This is a genomic window from Aminobacter sp. BE322 (assembly GCF_050433525.1).
Taxonomy (GTDB): domain Bacteria; phylum Pseudomonadota; class Alphaproteobacteria; order Rhizobiales; family Rhizobiaceae; genus Aminobacter.
Genome location: NZ_JBNPXB010000002.1, coordinates 167,459 through 183,393, shown reverse-complemented (window position 1 = coordinate 183,393; position 15,935 = coordinate 167,459). Strand labels below are relative to the sequence as shown.

The 15,935-nt window shown below is 66.4% G+C and carries 18 protein-coding genes; 5 read left to right on the top strand and 13 right to left on the bottom strand.

Features of this window, described 5'->3' with window-relative positions; translation table 11 throughout:
• Complete coding sequence (gene denD, locus J2X50_RS04945) at window positions 1-975, top strand: D-erythronate dehydrogenase (RefSeq protein WP_429092275.1); 975 nt, start codon at window positions 1-3, stop codon at window positions 973-975.
• Here denD and J2X50_RS04940 read toward each other — a convergent pair.
• Window positions 972-2,408: an ATP-binding protein gene (locus J2X50_RS04940; protein ID WP_429092273.1), complete on the bottom strand. Its 1,437-nt coding sequence runs from the start codon at window positions 2,406-2,408 to the stop codon at window positions 972-974. The two genes, denD and J2X50_RS04940, sit on opposite strands and share 4 nt — an antisense overlap.
• The gene (locus J2X50_RS04935; RefSeq protein ID WP_429092271.1) at window positions 2,405-3,121 is read right to left on the bottom strand and encodes a response regulator; all 717 of its coding nucleotides are present in this window, start codon (window positions 3,119-3,121) and stop codon (window positions 2,405-2,407) included. The genes J2X50_RS04940 and J2X50_RS04935 overlap by 4 nt, the downstream gene beginning before the upstream one ends.
• Window positions 3,122-3,211: 90 nt before the next feature.
• On the opposite strand from J2X50_RS04935, the gene J2X50_RS04930 reads away from it, so the two are divergent.
• Entirely contained in the window at window positions 3,212-3,634 is a 423-nt protein-coding gene (locus J2X50_RS04930; RefSeq protein ID WP_429092268.1) for a hypothetical protein, read from the top strand.
• Window positions 3,635-3,675: 41 nt separating this feature from the next.
• Entirely contained in the window at window positions 3,676-3,933 is a 258-nt protein-coding gene (locus tag J2X50_RS04925) for a hypothetical protein (RefSeq protein WP_429092265.1), read from the top strand.
• Window positions 3,934-4,070: 137 nt separating this feature from the next.
• Here the strand turns inward: J2X50_RS04925 and J2X50_RS04920 are convergent, their stop codons facing one another.
• The 4 genes from J2X50_RS04920 to J2X50_RS04905 all read right to left on the bottom strand — a co-directional run bounded on the left by J2X50_RS04920 (window position 4,071) and on the right by J2X50_RS04905 (window position 8,007).
• Complete coding sequence (locus tag J2X50_RS04920) at window positions 4,071-5,135, bottom strand: nickel/cobalt transporter (protein WP_429092262.1); 1,065 nt, start codon at window positions 5,133-5,135, stop codon at window positions 4,071-4,073.
• Window positions 5,136-5,139: 4 nt separating this feature from the next.
• Entirely contained in the window at window positions 5,140-5,799 is a 660-nt protein-coding gene (locus J2X50_RS04915) for a DUF1007 family protein (RefSeq protein ID WP_429092260.1), read from the bottom strand.
• Window positions 5,800-5,861: 62 nt separating this feature from the next.
• Window positions 5,862-6,776: a LysR family transcriptional regulator gene (locus J2X50_RS04910; RefSeq protein ID WP_429092258.1), complete on the bottom strand. Its 915-nt coding sequence runs from the start codon at window positions 6,774-6,776 to the stop codon at window positions 5,862-5,864.
• Between the two features lie 4 nt (window positions 6,777-6,780).
• Window positions 6,781-8,007, bottom strand: a complete 1,227-nt coding sequence (locus tag J2X50_RS04905) for an amidase (RefSeq protein WP_429092255.1) — start codon at window positions 8,005-8,007, stop codon at window positions 6,781-6,783.
• Between the two features lie 545 nt (window positions 8,008-8,552).
• Between J2X50_RS04905 and odc2 the strand changes: the two genes are divergently transcribed.
• Both odc2 and J2X50_RS04895 read left to right on the top strand, forming a co-directional pair.
• Window positions 8,553-9,686 (top strand): ornithine/lysine decarboxylase, encoded by a 1,134-nt coding sequence (gene odc2, locus J2X50_RS04900; RefSeq protein ID WP_429092252.1) that lies wholly within the window; start codon window positions 8,553-8,555, stop codon window positions 9,684-9,686.
• A 162-nt stretch (window positions 9,687-9,848) separates the two neighbouring features.
• Window positions 9,849-10,415 carry a GNAT family N-acetyltransferase gene (locus J2X50_RS04895; RefSeq protein WP_429092250.1) on the top strand — a complete coding sequence of 189 codons (567 nt, stop codon included), beginning with the start codon at window positions 9,849-9,851 and terminating at the stop codon, window positions 10,413-10,415.
• A 237-nt stretch (window positions 10,416-10,652) separates the two neighbouring features.
• Here the strand turns inward: J2X50_RS04895 and J2X50_RS04890 are convergent, their stop codons facing one another.
• The 7 genes from J2X50_RS04890 to flhA all read right to left on the bottom strand — a co-directional run bounded on the left by J2X50_RS04890 (window position 10,653) and on the right by flhA (window position 15,922).
• Window positions 10,653-10,937, bottom strand: a complete 285-nt coding sequence (locus J2X50_RS04890) for an SCP2 sterol-binding domain-containing protein (RefSeq protein ID WP_429092247.1) — start codon at window positions 10,935-10,937, stop codon at window positions 10,653-10,655.
• Between the two features lie 164 nt (window positions 10,938-11,101).
• The gene (locus J2X50_RS04885) at window positions 11,102-11,632 is read right to left on the bottom strand and encodes a hypothetical protein (protein ID WP_429092244.1); all 531 of its coding nucleotides are present in this window, start codon (window positions 11,630-11,632) and stop codon (window positions 11,102-11,104) included.
• Window positions 11,629-12,036, bottom strand: coding sequence for a hypothetical protein (locus J2X50_RS04880; RefSeq protein WP_429092241.1), 408 nt, complete (start codon window positions 12,034-12,036; stop codon window positions 11,629-11,631). The genes J2X50_RS04885 and J2X50_RS04880 overlap by 4 nt, the downstream gene beginning before the upstream one ends.
• A 10-nt stretch (window positions 12,037-12,046) precedes the next feature.
• On the bottom strand, window positions 12,047-12,631 hold the full coding sequence (locus J2X50_RS04875) for a rod-binding protein (protein ID WP_429092239.1): 585 nt from the start codon (window positions 12,629-12,631) through the stop codon (window positions 12,047-12,049).
• Window positions 12,632-12,693: 62 nt separating this feature from the next.
• The gene (locus tag J2X50_RS04870; protein ID WP_429092237.1) at window positions 12,694-13,080 is read right to left on the bottom strand and encodes a hypothetical protein; all 387 of its coding nucleotides are present in this window, start codon (window positions 13,078-13,080) and stop codon (window positions 12,694-12,696) included.
• 2 nt (window positions 13,081-13,082) lie between these two features.
• Window positions 13,083-13,766 carry a flagellar biosynthetic protein FliR gene (gene fliR / locus J2X50_RS04865; protein ID WP_429092828.1) on the bottom strand — a complete coding sequence of 228 codons (684 nt, stop codon included), beginning with the start codon at window positions 13,764-13,766 and terminating at the stop codon, window positions 13,083-13,085.
• Window positions 13,767-13,831: 65 nt separating this feature from the next.
• Window positions 13,832-15,922, bottom strand: coding sequence for a flagellar biosynthesis protein FlhA (gene flhA / locus J2X50_RS04860; protein WP_429092233.1), 2,091 nt, complete (start codon window positions 15,920-15,922; stop codon window positions 13,832-13,834).
• Window positions 15,923-15,935 lie beyond the last annotated feature (13 nt).

Here is a 15,935-nt window from a genome sequence, read left to right as displayed (position 1 = left end):
ATGCGCGTGCTGATCACCGGCGCGGCCGGCATGATCGGCCGCAAGCTCACCGCTCGCCTCGCCGCCCAAGGCATGCTCGCCGGCAGGCGGATCACCGCGCTCGACCTGCACGACATCGTGCCGGCGCCGGCGCCAGCCATCGAAGGTGTCGCCGTGCGGACGCTCACCGGCGACCTCGCGGCAGCCGGCGCGGCCGAAGCGCTGGCCGCCGGACGGCCTGACATCGTCTTCCACCTGGCCGGTGTCGTGTCGGGCGAGGCGGAGGCCAATTTCGACCTCGGCTACCGCGTCAACCTCGACGGCACCCGCGCCCTGTTCGATGCGCTGCGGCTCGCCGGGCATGCGCCGCGCGTCGTCTTCACCTCGTCCATCGCGGTCTTCGGCGCGCCTTTCCCGGAAATCATCCCGGACGATTTCCACCCGACGCCGCTTACCTCCTACGGTACCCAGAAGCTGATCGGCGAGGCGCTGCTCGCCGACTACACCCGCCGCGGTTTCTTCGACGGCATCGGCATCCGGCTTCCCACCATCTGCGTCCGCCCGGGCAAGCCCAACAAGGCGGCGTCGAGCTTCTTCTCCGGCATCATCCGCGAACCGCTCGCCGGGCAGGAGGCGCTGCTGCCGGTGCCGCGCACCGTGCTGCACACCCATGCCAGCCCGCGTTCGGCGGTCGGCTTCCTCGTCCATGCCGCGGGCATCGACGGCGGCCTCGTCGGCCCGCGCCGCAACCTCACCATGCCCGGTGTCGCCGTGACCGTCGGCGAGCAGATCGAGGCGCTGCGCCGCGTCGCGGGGGAGGCGGCCGCGCGGCTGATCCGCGAGGTTCCCGACGCGACGGTCTGGGCGATCGTGAAGAACTGGCCGACGCGATTCTCGGCCGAGCGCGCGCATGCGCTCGGCTTCCGGGCGGAGCAGAGTTTCGACGACATCATCCGTGCTCATATCGAGGACGAACTCGCCGCGCCCAGCCGCTAGCCCTGTTCCGCCGCCCTGTGTTGCGGAGCTGCCGCCACCGGCACGGTCAGCTTGGCGCTCAAGCCGCCGCCGGCCCTGTTCTCCAGCGTCACCTCGCCGCCGAAGCGCCGCGCGATGTTGCGGGCGATGGTCAGGCCCAGCCCGAAGCCGCCGGTCTGGCGGTTGCGAGAGGCTTCGATGCGGGTGAAGGGCCGGAATATCGTTTGCAGCTGCGCTTCCGGGATGCCTGGGCCCTCGTCGTCGATGGTGAGCAGGATGCGGCTGTCGTCATGAGCAAGCGCGAGCTTCGCCTTGCCGCCATATTTGACGGCGTTGTCGACCAGATTGGTGATGCAGCGGCGCAGGGCGACCGTATCGCCCATGCAGATCAGCCCACGCGCGTGCTTGCGGGCGCCTTCGAAGCTGACATGCGGATTGGCGTCGGCGATGGAATCGACCAGCGACCAGAAATCGATGTGCTCCGGAGCTTCGCGATTTGCCTCGTAGGTGGCGAAGTCGAGCACCGAAGACGAAATCGCCTCGATGTCGGCAAGGTTCTGCATCAGCGAGGTGCGCAGCGGAGAATTGCGCAGCAGTTCGAGGCGCAGCCGGATGCGGGTCAGCGGCGTCCTGAGGTCGTGGGCAAGCGCGGCCGCCAGCAGTTCGCGGTCCTCGACATATTCGCGCAGTCGCCCCTGCATGGTGTTCACCGCCCGGGCGGCGGATTTGTACTCGCTGCTGCCTCGCTCCGGCAAAGGTGGGCTCTTGAGGTCTTCGCCGATCCGGTGGACGGCGCTTTCGAGCGCCCGATAGGGGGCGGTCAGCCGGCGCAGCGCCCAGATCGACAAGAGCACCACGAGGGCGGCGGCCGAGCCGAACAGGGGCAGGCTGCCGACATCGAGAACCGGGCTGACCGGCGTCGCCTTCATGGTGAAGTTGAGCCACTGGCCGTCCTTGAACTCGATCGAGGCGACGAAGGTGTCGGCGGTGGTGAAGTCGGTCGACCAGTCCACGAGTTCGCGCTCGACGCTGCCCATGTCCGAACTCGGCTCGACCGCCTGCTCGACGGGGTTGCCGTGCGCGGTTTCGCGCCGCACCCGCGCTTCCTCGACGCCATATTTGGCAAGCCGGCCGACGATGATGTCCTCCAGTTCGGCCATTTCGTCGTCGACGGGAATGGACGAGGTGATGGCGGGCGCATCGGTTGTCGTCAGCACGTGCGGCGGGACCGAAAGGCCGGCTGCGATGCGGGCGCGGCCTGCCGGGCTTTCCGCATACATCAGCTTGGTGAGCGACAGGGCCCTGTCGTTGAGGCGCAGCAGGTCGAGTACGTTGTTGGAGGCGATGCGCTCCCGCGCCGCGATGGAGAGTGTCGAAACCTGGATGGCGAGCAGCCCGGCAATGACGATCAGGAGCACCCAGGCGGGCAGAGACCGAGGCAGCAGCCATTTCATTCGGCGACGACCTCGGGCACGAACTGGTAGCCGCCGCCGCGCACTGTCAGCACCAGCCTGGGCGAACGCGGATTGTCCTCCATCTTGCGGCGCAGCCGGCTTACCAGGATGTCGACACTGCGGTCGTAACTGTAGTCGCCATTCTGGTTGGACAGTTCGACCAGCTGGTCGCGGCTGAGTACGCGTTGCGAGCTGCGGACCAGCGTGTGCAGCAGGTTGAACTCCGCGGTGGTCAACTCGACGCGGACATCGTCTGGCCGCATCAGCCTGCGGCGCGCGGCGTCGAGGGTCCAGCCGGCGAATTTGAACAGCTGCGGAACCGCGCGGTGCGCTGCGCCGCCGGCGCTGGGGCGGCGCAGCACTGCGCGGGCGCGGGCCAGGAGTTCCCGGGGGTCGAAGGGTTTGGGCACGTAGTCGTCCGCCCCCATCTCGAGCCCGACGACCCGGTCGATCGTCTCGGTCACCGCCGTCAGCATGATGATCGGTATCTTGGAATGGGTGCGCAGGTCGCGGCAGATGTCGAGGCCGCTTTTTCCCGGAAGCATGATGTCGAGGATGATGAGGTCGACCGGCGCGCGGCGCAGCTCTGCCTGCATCTCGTCCTCGTCGCGTGCGGTCGATACCCGCATGCCGTGCCTCTGGAAGAACTCCTGCAGCAGGTCGCGGATTTCCTTGTCGTCGTCGACGATCAGAACGTGAATTTCGGCTTTCAAGGCAGATTATCCAAAGGCTCGTCGAATCGAGATCGCGCCCAGACCTTGTCAAAATAAGGCCGCGAACCAGCCCCTGGCAGCAATTTTCAGGTGGCGGCGGGGCCGGGGAGGCCACTGTTACAAGCCAGAAACAAAACTCTGCAAACCGGAAAAGCAGGCGACAAGCGGCTCCGCGATAACCGCCCCACTGCTTCAGTGGTCGAGGGCATCGGAACCGACATGCGGAAACTTGTGACCAGTTCGATGATCGTACTGCTCGCGGCGCTTTCGCTTGGCGCGGCCGACGCTTCGACGCAGACGACAGGCACGATCACCCGTGCCGATCGCTGCAACAGGCTGCAGCAGCAATTCGCTGACGAAATCACCCAACATGCCAAGGCGAAACGGGCCGCCGAGGCAAAGGCTCTTCAGAAAAAGGCGGTGAAGTTCTGTGCCGGCAAGCAGCAGGCCCAGGGCATCCGCGCCTATGCGACAGCGCTGAAGATGCTTGGAGTGCAGCCGATCGAACCCTGACCGGCGAGCTCACATAGCCCCTCGTGCAAAGGAAACTGGACATGACCACCAACAAGCCCCTCCTGACCGCCCTCGGCCTCGCCGTTGCCCTGGCCTTCTCGGCTCCGGTGCTGAGCGCCAGCCCGGCAAGCGCCGCAGGTGCTACCGCCGCCGCCCCGGCCGCCAGCCAGTCGACGACCGCGACCGCGGCCACGACCGCTCCGGTGGTCAAGAAGGTTGCCCATCACAAGAAGGTCAAGCACCACAAGAAGCACAAGAAGGTCGCTGCCCCGGTCGCCAAGAAGACCACCACGATGTGACAGCCGAGCCACGCGGCACGGCAAGAATTCCGCCCTGGCAGCCGCAACTCCAGGGCGGATTTTCTTTTGCGTCGGTTCGAACGGCCTGCCGGCGGGCGTCGCGCCCTTGCCGGCCGTTTTTATGCGGCTGAAATGCGTCAGGCCTTGAGGCTGGCGGCCAGGAGCACGAGCCCGAGCAGCATCACCAGGGCCGCCCCGCCGATCTCGATGGCGTTGTGGATGCGGTTGCCGGCGCGGCCGTCGCCGGCGAAGGCCACGGCCCAGTTCTTGGCCGTCACCGCCGTCACGGCGAGCGCCGAGACGGTGATCGCGGTGCCGAGCGCCATGGCGAAGACCGACAGGACACCGCCGGCCCAGAGCCCGTTGAGGAAGGCGAAGCTGAGCACGATCAGCGCGCCCGAACACGGCCGGATGCCCACCGCGGCGACCGCCGACCATGCCGCCCTCCAGTCGAATTCCTTGCCCTCGAGCAGCTTCGGGTCGGGCGCGTGCGAATGGCCGCAGGTGGCGCAGACCTCGCCTTCGCCGTGGTGGTGATGGCCATGGTCGTGGCTGTGATCGTGGTGGTCATGGCCGCAGTTCGCATGGTCGTGATCATCATGCCCGTGGTCGTGGGCATGGGCCGCCGACAGGCTGTGCACCGGCTGTGCGCCGCGCAGCATCGGGCGCAGCTTGCGCCACAGCAGCCAGGCGCCGAAGGCGGCGATCAGCGCATAGCTCGCAGTTTCCAGGAACCACGTCGCGTTGGTCATCGAAACCGAGGTGCCGCGCAGTACCAGGAACACCAGCGTCATCATCACGACCGCGGTGATGCCCTGCAGGAAGGCCGAGACGAAGGACAGCATCACGCCGCGCTTGAGCGCCACCTCGTTGGCGAGCATGTAGGACGAGATCACCGCCTTGCCGTGCCCCGGGCCGGCGGCATGGAACACGCCGTAGGCGAAGGACAGGCCGACCAGCACCCACACCCCCCCGCCGCCGTCGCGCATCGCCTTCAGCGCGCCGGTCAGCGAGCGGTAGAACTGCTGCTGCTGGAGATTGATCCAGTTGAGCATGCCGGAGAACATGCCGGTCGAGGGCACCACGGCCTCGTTGTTGCCGATGCCGAGCGAACTCTGGGCATGCGCATACCCGGCAAACAGCGTGAGCACATAGCCGAGCGCCAGCAGCGCGAACACCAGCCGGATCGTCGTCTTCTTCACCGCATCACCCCTTGGCCTGGCAGTTCAGTTCCAGCTTGGTGGCGAAGATCTTGCTCATGTCCGTGCCGGCGGGATCGTTGAAGAAGGCATCTGTCAGGCTCGCCTGGTTCTGGGCGATCGCCTCGTCGGGATCGGGCCGGATCACCTGGCGGGTGCAGGTCGCCGGCAGGTTCGCGACCGACATGTTGGCGTCGTCGGTGAAGTCCATCGCCGTGTAGAAGGTCGGGTCGTAGACGCCGAAGTCGAGCTTGCCCGCGAGCTGCAGCGGCTCCTTCGGTTCCGCCTCGAACAGGATGATGAGCTGCTGTTCCTCGAAATTGGCCATCAGGTTGGCCGGCGGCTTCATCGCCACGTCCTTGCCGTCATGGGTCACGACCTGGAAGTAGTTGTACTCGCCGATGGAGTCGAAAACGGTCTTCGACACCTCGGCCAGCTCGCCGTCGTCCAGCTTGAGGTCGGCGTTCTTGTCGAACTCCATCAGCACCGTGCTCGAGAACAGATCGTCGAAGCGCCACAGATGGCGCAGCGCCTTGACGGTGTTGTCCGGGTTGAGCACGACGTCGAGCCGCGCTTCGGCGAAGACGTGCGGATGCACGCTTGCCGGTATCGTGGTGGCGAGCAGGGCTGCTGCTGCCAGCGCCGTCCTACGGATGTTCAGAATCATTGCACCGGTCTGGAGGTTGGTCGAAGCCGACAGTTACCAGAAAGCTGGCGAAAGTGGGACCTTCATCCCGCATGCTTGGACTCGCAGGGATGGATCTTGAACCACTGCACCAGGAAGTCGACGAAGACGCGGACCTTGGCCGGCAGGTAGCGGCGATGCGGGTAGACGGCGAAGATGCCGCCGCCCGACAGCTGGCGGTCGTCGAGTACCGGTATCAGCCTTCCCGCCGCGATGTCGGGGGCGGCGATGAAATCGGGCAATATGGTGAAGCCCAGCCCCGCCACGGCTGCGGCGCGCGCCGCCATCGGGCTGTTGACTTCGATTGGGCCGCTCACCGAAACGGTCGTGGTGTCGCCGGCGTCGCCGCTGAAGGGCCAGTTGGACAGCCAGCGGCCGTTGGTGTCGACGATGCAGGGCACGTTGGCGAGATCGGCCGGGCGCCGGGGTATGCCGTATTTCTCGATCAGCTCCGGAGAGGCGCAAAGCCTGACGCCGAAAGGCGCGAGCCGCCGTGCGATCAGCGACGAGTTCTCCAGCCGCGAGATGCGGATGGCCATGTCGAAGCCTTCCTCGACCAGATCGACGAACCGGTCGTCGAGGTGGATTTCCAGCACGATGTCGGGGTGTTCCTTGGCGAAGTCGATGAGCGCGTGGCCGATCGGCGCGTCGGCGAAGGTGCGCGGCGCCGACAGCTTGATGCGGCCGCGCACGTCGCCGGAGGATTCGCGCACGTCGTCGGCGAGGCTGTCGACCTCGCGGATGATCTCGGAGGCGCGCCGGTAGTAGGTGTGCCCCGCCTCGGTCAGCGAGAACTGGCGGGTCGTGCGGTTGAGCAGCAGCGCGCCGAGTTCGTCCTCGAGCTCGCGCACATATTTGGACAGCAGCGCCTTGGAGCGGCCGATCTTGCGGGCGGCGGCAGAGAAGCCCTCGGCCTCGACCACGTCGATGAAGGCGCGCATGCGGGTCAGCGTGTCCATGCTGTCAGTCCTTTGAGGATGTGCCGGAGGCGGCCGCGAGCACGCGGCGTCCGAGCGAAATCAGCGCGAGGTCGCTGCCGGCCGGGCCGAGCAGCGACAGGCCGAAGGGTGCGGCGTCGACCATGCCGATGGGCAGCGTGATCTGCGGAAAGCCCGACAGGCCCGACAGGCACAGGAGCTTCAGCGCCCGTTCGCGATAGGCGATCAGGTCGTCGTGGGTGCCATTGGCCAGCGGCGCCGCTCCCGGCACGGTGGGCAGGACCAGGAAGCCGTCGCCGCCCAGGAGCGCGGCCAGTTCCTCGCGGAAGGCGTCGCGCCTCGCGGTTTCGGCGTCGTAGCTCGCAGCGTCGAGGGCAGCGCCGTATTCGAAGCGCTCCTTGACGCCGGGGCCGAGGTGGCGGTCGGCAGACGAGATCCATTCGCCGTGCACCTGCCAGGCCTCGTAGGCCTGGACCTTGCGGAAGCACCAGTAGAGCTCGTCGAGGGAGGCGCCGGGCGTGGTTGCCGGCGAGGTGTTGCCGATTGCGCCCTCGGCCACGCCGCGCAAGCGGTCGTATTCGGCGATTTCGGCGGGGCCGGCCAGCAGCGCATCGAGCATGTCGAGCCGCAGCGGGCGGGACAGCTGCCCCTCCGGCAGGAGATGAGGGGCGGCAACGCCGTTGCCGAGCAGAACCTTCGCCACCGCCTCGTAGGTGTCGATGTCCTTGGCGAACCAGCCGAAGCAGTCGAGGCTCGGCGCCAGCTTCATCGCGCCGTCGAGCGAAATCAGCCCGTGGGTGGTGCGCAGGCCGATCAGGCCGCAGAAACTCGCCGGCGCCCGGATGGAGCCGCCGGTGTCGGAGCCGACGGCAATGTCGGCGAGGCCTGCCGCCACGGCCGCGGCCGAACCCGAAGACGAGCCGCCGCTGACGCGGTTGGGCGCGGCGGGGTTGACCGGGTGCGGAAAGTGGGCGTTCTGCCCCATCAGCGAGAAGGCCAGTTCGTCGGTCTGGGTCTTGCCGACGAATCGCGCCCCGGCATCGAGAATCACCTGCACGGACGGGGCCGTGCGCTGCGCCGGCGGGCCGCTTTTCGCCATTCCGGGATTGCCGCAGCCGGTCACCAGCCCGGCGACGTCGTAGATGTCCTTCACGGCCAGCCGCTGACCCGCCAGCGTTCCATTTTCTCCATTTGGAACAGAGACTTGCGGAAGGTCCAGGAAGGCGTTGAAGGGGTCGGACGTCACCAGCATTGTTTGAAACCTGTGTACGATCCGCTCAACATTGTTCGATGAACCGATTTTTTCAAGGCGGGGTTTGATTTTCGATTGATTGTGACAGGCGAGGTGCATATATCCCCGCTTGCCCAAAGTCGCACGTGCCTGTGGGCGTCCCCCGATCCTCGAATGGCGAGGCAATCGGGACGGTACCCGGGAAGTAACGAGCCCGGTCGGTTCAGCGGCCAACCGCAGATCCGAGGACGCCTTGAAGCAACGACGGTGCGGGCCTTTCTGGTGTCTGCCGATCGTCCATAGATCGGGGTTACTGAAGAGGCACACCTTCATTGCCGGCAGTGCGGACGGGTCTCCCATCCAAGCCAAGGCAGACAAAGCGAGCATACGCTGCAAGGCGTTCGCTCATCGCCGCGTGACAACGCGTTCATGGTTCCGGGTTCTCCACAGGCCGGGTTCGTGGGCAGTCGTCATGCACTTTGTCCACTGCGGGACAGACCGGTCGAAGCAACGACCGCCCGCTGCTTGAGCTTTGCGCGGACAGGCCCGCGCGAATGGAGAGACCTATGGCCACTCAGCGCATCCTCGATTTCCTCGCCACCCGACGTCCGTCCGGCCCCTGCCTCGTCGTCGACCTCGATGTGGTGCGCGACAACTATCGCGCCTTCGAGAAGGCTCTCCCCGATTCCAAGATCTACTACGCGGTGAAGGCAAACCCGGCGCCGGAAATCCTGCGCCAGCTTGCTGCGATGGGCTCGTCCTTCGACACCGCGTCGGTTGCCGAGATCGAGATGGCCATGGATGCCGGCGCGCCGGCCGAGCGCATCTCTTTCGGTAACACGATCAAGAAGGAGCGCGATGTGGCGCGCGCCTTCGAACTCGGCATCCGCCTGTTTGCCGTCGACAGCGTCGAAGAGGTGGAGAAGGTCGCGCGCGCCGCTCCCGGCGCGCGCGTGTTCTGCCGCGTGCTGACCGACGGCGAAGGCGCCGAATGGCCGCTGTCGCGCAAGTTCGGCTGCGCGCCGGCGATGGCCGTGGACGTCCTGCGCCACGCGAATTCGCTCGGCCTCGGCGCCTATGGCGTTTCGTTCCACGTCGGCTCCCAGCAGACCGATCTTTCGGCCTGGGACCGTGCGCTGGCCGACGCCAAGATGGTGTTCGAAAAGCTCGCCGAGGAGGGCATCGTGCTCGGCCTCGTCAACATGGGCGGCGGCTTCCCGACGCGCTACCTCAAGGACGTGCCGGCGGCGCAGGCCTACGGCCAGGCGATCTTCGAGTATCTAAGCAAGCACTTCGGCAACAACATCCCGGAGACGATCATCGAGCCGGGCCGCGGCATGGTCGGCAACGCCGGCGTCATCAGGTCGGAAGTCGTGCTGATCTCCAAGAAGGCCGACAACGACAACGTGCGCTGGGTGTTCCTCGACATCGGCAAGTTCGGCGGCCTCGCCGAGACGATGGACGAGGCGATCCGCTACCCGATCGTGACGGCCCGTGATGCGGACGAGAAGTCGCCTTGCGTCCTCGCCGGCCCGACCTGCGATTCGGCCGACGTCATGTACGAGAAGGCGCCCTATCCGCTGCCGCTGTCGCTGACCATCGGCGACGAGGTGCTGATCGAAGGCACCGGCGCCTACACGACCACCTACTCGGCGGTCGCCTTCAACGGCTTCGAGCCGCTCCGATCCTACGTGATCTGACGGCTCGAAACGGCGCAACGCGCCGGAGCCGTTCAGATCACCCCGGCGGGCGTACTTTTCAGTGCGCATGATCCTACCTCGACCTTTGGTCTCGGATACATGCGCCAGCGCCCGACGGGTTCGCTTGTGGAAACAGATCTCCGCTCGTGAAGGATCGCGGAAATGAACATCGAAGAAGTTGCCAAAACCTCGCCCGACATCGCGATCGTGGCCGAAACCCCTGCCGACATCTCTGCGCGCGAGGCCCTTCTCGACCGCGCCATGGGCCCCAAGCGGCGCAAGAAGTCGTCGGAGAAGCTGCGGCGCGGCCGCCGCCCGTCCGAGGGGCTGGCCTTCGTCGCGCGCGACGAGGCGGGCGCCGTGGTCGGTACCGTGCGGCTGTGGGACGTGCGCCTGGGCGAGGGCGGTCCGGCAGCGCTGCTGCTTGGCCCGCTCGCCGTCGATCCAATGGTCAAGAGCGCCGGCATCGGCTCGGCCCTGATGCGCCATGCGGTGGCCGAAGCCGGACGGCTCGGCCACCGCGCCGTGCTTCTGGTCGGCGATGCGCCGTATTACGCGCGTTTCGGCTTCACCGCCGACAAGACCGGGCAGCTTTCGATGCCCGGCCCCTACGAGCGCGAGCGGTTCCTGGCTCTGGAACTCGTTGCGGGTGCGCTGGACGATGCCCGCGGCGTGTTGAAGGCCGCCGGCCGCAAGCCCAGAAGCGAGCGCGCGACGCTGGCCGCCTGATTTCCCCTGCCTTGGGGCGAACTGTCGGATCCGCCAATCTTGCAATGAAACAGAGCCGGCGTTGCGGCCGGCTTGCCCTCCCCACAAGGGGGAGGGTCGATCCCCTCAGCGGATCGGGGTAGGGGTGCCGGCCTTGGCGCCGGCACTCATTCCCAACCGGTTGTGTGAACCCGATGGCTTGTGGCGACGGGGCTGCCCCGACGAGAATGGCGCGGCCCGAGCCGCGCCTGTTCGGGATCAGCCGAGCAGCTTGCTCAGGCCCATGGCGACGCTCATGTCGCCCTCGACCTTGATCTTGCCGGTCATGAAAGCCATCGTCGGGTTCAGGTCGCCGGCGATCAGCGACTCCAGATCGTCGAGCGACAGCTTGATCGTGCAATCCGCCGGGCCGTCGGTGGTCGACAGGGTGCCGCCGTCGATGACGATGACGCCGTCGCCGCCGGTGTCGAACTTCACCGAACGGTCGAAGCCGGAGCTGTCCACCCTGGACTTGATCTTATCCGCGACTGCCTGAATGCCCATGGCTCTCTCCTGAACCTCTGAAAATAGGGCGCCTCGCGCCCGGCCTCCCCGGACCATCCGGATAGCGCCGGCAACGTCACAGGACTGGTTAGGCTATAGCCGGCAATTGACGTTTACGTCAACGTAGTTTTGCCTTGCCCTGGCGGCGGCGGGCATCGCAAGGATCAGTGTGAGGTCGGCGGGGGCGCGGCCTTCTTGGCGGCCTCGGCCTCGGCGGCCGACGTTTCGCGACGGCGGACGGCGTTGTCGCGAATGTCGTCGGGCGTCAGGAACTCGACCTGCTCGACCAGCACTTCCTGTACGAGCTTCTCGCCGATCCGGGCGTTGATGCTGTCGCGGATGCCGTTGCGGAACGCGTCGAGGTCGAGCTTGTCGTATTGGGTGAAGTCGATCTGCGGATTGCCGTAGAGATAGGAATAGACCTGGTCGGAGATCAGTGCGGCTGCCGGCACCGACATCTTGGCGGCTTCCTTGGGCTCGACGGTGTAGACCAGGCGGGTGAGGAAGTAGCCCTGGACGCGCTGGTCCTTGAGCAGCGGCACCGAGATGACGTCGGTCTTGACGTAGTCCAGGCCGCCGAGCATCGGCTTTGCCGGGTCGACGGGTGGTTTGTTGGCCGCGGCCTGGAACGAATAGAACACCGCGCCGAGCGTGACGGCGACAATCCAGAGGGCCGCCGCGATGAACTTGATCACCGCGCCCATCCGAATTCGCTGGCCGAGTAGGTGCCGTCTGCCTCGGAACGCTGGATGGCGTCCTTGAGCAGGCTGGCGACCTCGCCGACGGCGCTGAGGTGAGCGAGGATGGCGCGCTCGTTGGCGACGAGCTTGTCGCGCAGGCGCTCGACGCCGATCTTGAGGTCGGCCGGGAAGTCTCCTTCGAGGCCCTTGGTGGCGCGGGTCAACTCGTAGAGATAGCGGCTCTTGCGCGCGTTCGACGCCTTGATGTCGAAGCGGACGTCGGTGCGGATGGATGCGGTTTCCTCCTCCACCGCATCCTCTATGCGGCTGATGATGATCCCGAGATTGCCGGGCATCGCGGCGCTGGCGGCTTCGGTGGCGGCCAGGAGGCCGGGCCGGTATTCGGACATTTCCGACATGTCTTACCCTCTACAATTCGGTGTCATTGGCGGCAGAGACGGTGCCGTCTCCGGCGAGAGATTGCAGCATCTGCCGCTGCATTTGCTGGAGCAGCGCCGTCGCCTGGCTGGCCTGCTGGTCGAGTGCTGCCTGTTCGGGACCGCCGGTTACGACGCCGACCGGAACGGCCTTTTCTTCCTTGACGTAGTAGTCGCGCATGACCTGCTTGGCGATGCCGATGCCGCCGCGCTCGGCGACGGTGTCGGCGAGGCGCTCGGCCATCATGGACTTCCACATGTCGCCGGCCATGCCCTGGCCGTAGACGCTTTCGGTGTTCTTCGGCAGCATGTTCTCGATGAAGGTCTGCAGCACCATCGCCTCGAAGCGCTTCATGCTCTCGGCGGGAGCCGCCTTGTCCGGCTGGCGTTCGAGCCCGGCCGCGACCGTATCGCGCGTCAGGCTGCCTCCCGGGATCGCCGGCGTCTCGCCGAGCGAGAAGGTGCCTGCCGCGGCACCGGCGCGGTTCGCAAGGGCCGCGCGCGCGGCCCGGACGCCGGCCGGCTCGGCAGCCTTGGCTACGTCCAGAACAATGTCGCTGGGTGGGGAGATCGCCAAGCCGGCTCGCCTCTCTCGGGTTTCGTTACCGCTGATTGTGGTTGGTCAAGCTTGCGGCAACCTTACTTGTCTTCGCCTGACCTTCTCTCAATGATTTCCAGACGTTCCCGGTCGGCGCTGTGGCGCTCGTCCTGGCGGCGGACGTCGCGGTAGGCGCGCTCGACAATGTTGGTGCGGGCGGTCGCCGTCGCCACCTTGGCGGCCTCGACGCCGGCAAGGCCCATGCTGAGCTGCTGCCTGGCGAGCGCCGCCGAGATGCGCTGGTGATAAAGCTCCGGAAACAGCTGCGGCATCGGGCTGTCGCCGCCGAAGGCTTCCGTCAGCGCCTGCGCCTCCGTACCGGCGGCGACCGCCTGCGCGACAAAGCCGGCGTGACGGGTCTCGTGCAGCGCCTTGAGCTGTTCCTGGACCCTCACGAGTTTCTTCAGCCTGTCCCGGCGCTGGGTCATTCCTATCTCCCGATGGTGATGTCGACGAAGCCGTCGGCGAACAGGCTGAGCATGGTGCCCAGGCCGAAATAGATGAGCACCAGGCCGCCGGCGACGACGAAGGGCAGCGAGATGAAGTAGACCGGGATCTGCGGCGTCAGCTTGTTGACGAAGCCGATCGTCAGGTTGACCAGGATCGCATAGGCGACGAACGGGCTGCCCAGCCTGAGCACCACCATGAAGCTCTCGGCAAGCGTGTCGGTGACGTCGACGAGGGCGGCCTGCGGATTGAACAGCATGTTGACCGGCGCGACCTTGTAGGACGCGACCAGCGCGCGGATGACCTCGTGGTGGAAGTTGAAGACGAAGAGCAGCATCAGCGCCGAGAACGAGATGATCGATGCGAGCGCCGTCTGCGGCTCGTTCTCCTCGATGGCGCTGCCGCCGATGCCGTTGAAGCCGATCAGCATGGCGATGGCCGAGCCGATGAACATCAGCGCCAGGATGTAGAGCCGCGCCATCAGGCCGATGAGGCCGCCGATCAGCAGTTCGGAGGCGATCATCGGCATCAGCACGCCGGGCCGCGGGTCGACGAAGGGCGCGATCTGGTCCCAGAGGTGGACCAGCAGCCCGCCGGTGGCGGCAAGCGCCACGAACAGCCGGATGTGGAGCGAGACGCGCGCGCTCGACAGGCCGGGCATCAGCATGAAGCAGGCGCCGATGCGGCAGAAGGCGAGGAATGCCGCAAGGACGAGACCTTGCGCGGCGGCGTTCACGAGATGGTCCCGAGTACGCGCAGTTCGACGCCCTTGGCGATCTCGACATGGCTGAGCACCGGCAGGGTCGGGAACAGCCGTTCGATGATCATGCGGACATAGGGGCGCGCGTCCGGCGCGGTGACGATGACGAAGCGCTCGCCGGCCTCGAGATGGGTGCGGATCGCCTTGGACGCGTCCTGGCCGAACTCCTCGAGCTGGCGCGGGTCGATGTCGAATTCGCGCACCTCGCCCTTGGCGTCGCGCTTGAGGCTCTGGTGGAAGGCGAGGTCCCAGCGGTTGCCGAGGCGCAGCACCTTGAGCGCGCCGCCTTCGCTGAGGTCGCCGCAGATCTGCTGGGCCATGCGGATGCGCACGTGCTCGACGATCTGCTCGGTGCGGCGCACATGCGGGGAAATCTCGGCGATGGCCTCGATGATGAGATGCAGGTTGCGGATCGACACGCGCTCGGCGAGCAGCAGCTTCAGCACCGCCTGCAGTCCGGGATAGGTGATGTGCGAGGAGCAGATCTCGTCCGCGAGCTTGCGGTATTCAGGGTCCTGACGGTCGAGCAGGGCCTTCATGTCCTTGTAGGACAAAAGCTGCGGCAGGTTGTTGCGGATCACCTCGGAAAGGTGGGTGAGCAGCACCGACATGTTGTCGGCGAAGGTGAACTGCTCGCGTTTCAAATCCTCGGCGAAGGAATCGAGCACCGAGAAGGCGCGCATGCCGAAGGCCGGCTCGCGCACCTCCTCGCCGGGGATGTCGGGCATTTCGCGCGAGCCGAGCAGCACCATGAGTTCGCCGACGCGCATCTGGTATTCGGCGACGACGGTGCCGTGGATCTTGATCTGGTAGCTCTTCGGCGGGATCGAGAAATCGTCGGTGAGCCGCACCTCCGGCACGACGAAGCCGTACTGGGTGGCGAACTTCTTGCGCATCTTGGCCATGCGGAAGGCGAGTTCCTGGTGCGAGGACAGCAGCCGCGTCGACAGCTGCTTGCCGATCAGGAGCTCGATCTCGGCGGTGGCGAGCGAGGCCTTCACCGAGTTCTTCTCCTCCTCGACCTTGGCGTCCTCGGCCTGCTTCTTCTCGGCTTCGGCGGCGGCGACGCGGCGGTTGTGGCGCAGCGGGATGATGTAGCCGAGTGCGGCCATCGCGGCTGCCAGGCTGACGAATGGGAACATCGGCAGGCCAGGCATCAGCGCGAGCAGGAGCAGCAGGCCGGCGGCGACGTAGAGCGCGCGCGGATAGGCGCCGAGCTGGCCGAAGACGGCCTGGTCGGCCGAGCCGCGGGTGCCGCCCTTGGACACGAGAAGGCCGGCGGCGAGCGAGACGATGAGCGCCGGGATCTGGGTGACCAGGCCGTCGCCGACCGACAGCTTGATGAACACGTCGGCGGCTTCGCCCATGCCCATGTCGTGGCGGAAGTAGCCGATGGCGATGCCGCCGACGATGTTGATGGCGGTGATGATGAGGCCGGCGACGGCGTCGCCGCGGACGAATTTCGAGGCGCCGTCCATCGAGCCGAAGAAGGAGCTTTCCTCCTCCAGTTCGCGGCGGCGGAGCTGGGCCGTCTTGTCGTCGATCATGCCGGCGGAGAGGTCGGCGTCGATCGACATCTGCTTGCCGGGGATGGCGTCGAGGGTGAAGCGGGCGCCGACCTCGGCGATACGCGTCGCACCCTTGGTGATGACGATGAAGTTCACCACGATGAGGATCAGAAAGACGATCAGGCCGATGACGAAATCGCCGGACATCACGAGGTTGGAGAAGCCGGAGATGACGTAGCCGGCGGCCGCGGTGCCCTCGTTGCCATGCGACAGGATCATGCGCGTGGTGGCGATGTTGAGCGACAGGCGCAGCATCGTCGCGATCAAAAGCACGGTCGGGAAGGACGAGAAGTCGAGCGGCCGCTGGATCCACAGCGCCACCATCAGGATCAGCACCGAGATCGCGATGGAGAAGGCGAGGCCGATGTCGATCAGGAAGGCCGGGATCGGCAGGAACAGCACTGCCAGGATGACGACGATGCCGAGCGCGAAGAAGACGTCGCGACCGTTCTTCTTGGGGGTGCCTATCGCCGAGATGGATTCGCTGATCGCCATGACTTACCCGATC

Coding starts and splice junctions, on each gene's coding strand:
- J2X50_RS04890 (WP_429092247.1), bottom strand. CDS start 10,937: ATGGGCATTCAGGCAGTCGCGGATAAGATCAAGTCCAGGGTGGACAGC.
- J2X50_RS04925 (WP_429092265.1), top strand. CDS start 3,676: ATGACCACCAACAAGCCCCTCCTGACCGCCCTCGGCCTCGCCGTTGCC.
- J2X50_RS04905 (WP_429092255.1), bottom strand. CDS start 8,007: ATGCTGGTGACGTCCGACCCCTTCAACGCCTTCCTGGACCTTCCGCAA.
- J2X50_RS04880 (WP_429092241.1), bottom strand. CDS start 12,036: ATGTCGGAAATGTCCGAATACCGGCCCGGCCTCCTGGCCGCCACCGAA.
- fliR (WP_429092828.1), bottom strand. CDS start 13,766: ATGCTGATGCCCGGCCTGTCGAGCGCGCGCGTCTCGCTCCACATCCGG.
- denD (WP_429092275.1), top strand. CDS start 1: ATGCGCGTGCTGATCACCGGCGCGGCCGGCATGATCGGCCGCAAGCTC.
- flhA (WP_429092233.1), bottom strand. CDS start 15,922: ATGGCGATCAGCGAATCCATCTCGGCGATAGGCACCCCCAAGAAGAAC.
- J2X50_RS04940 (WP_429092273.1), bottom strand. CDS start 2,408: ATGAAATGGCTGCTGCCTCGGTCTCTGCCCGCCTGGGTGCTCCTGATC.
- J2X50_RS04910 (WP_429092258.1), bottom strand. CDS start 6,776: ATGGACACGCTGACCCGCATGCGCGCCTTCATCGACGTGGTCGAGGCC.
- J2X50_RS04870 (WP_429092237.1), bottom strand. CDS start 13,080: ATGACCCAGCGCCGGGACAGGCTGAAGAAACTCGTGAGGGTCCAGGAA.
- odc2 (WP_429092252.1), top strand. CDS start 8,553: ATGGCCACTCAGCGCATCCTCGATTTCCTCGCCACCCGACGTCCGTCC.
- J2X50_RS04895 (WP_429092250.1), top strand. CDS start 9,849: ATGAACATCGAAGAAGTTGCCAAAACCTCGCCCGACATCGCGATCGTG.
- J2X50_RS04915 (WP_429092260.1), bottom strand. CDS start 5,799: ATGATTCTGAACATCCGTAGGACGGCGCTGGCAGCAGCAGCCCTGCTC.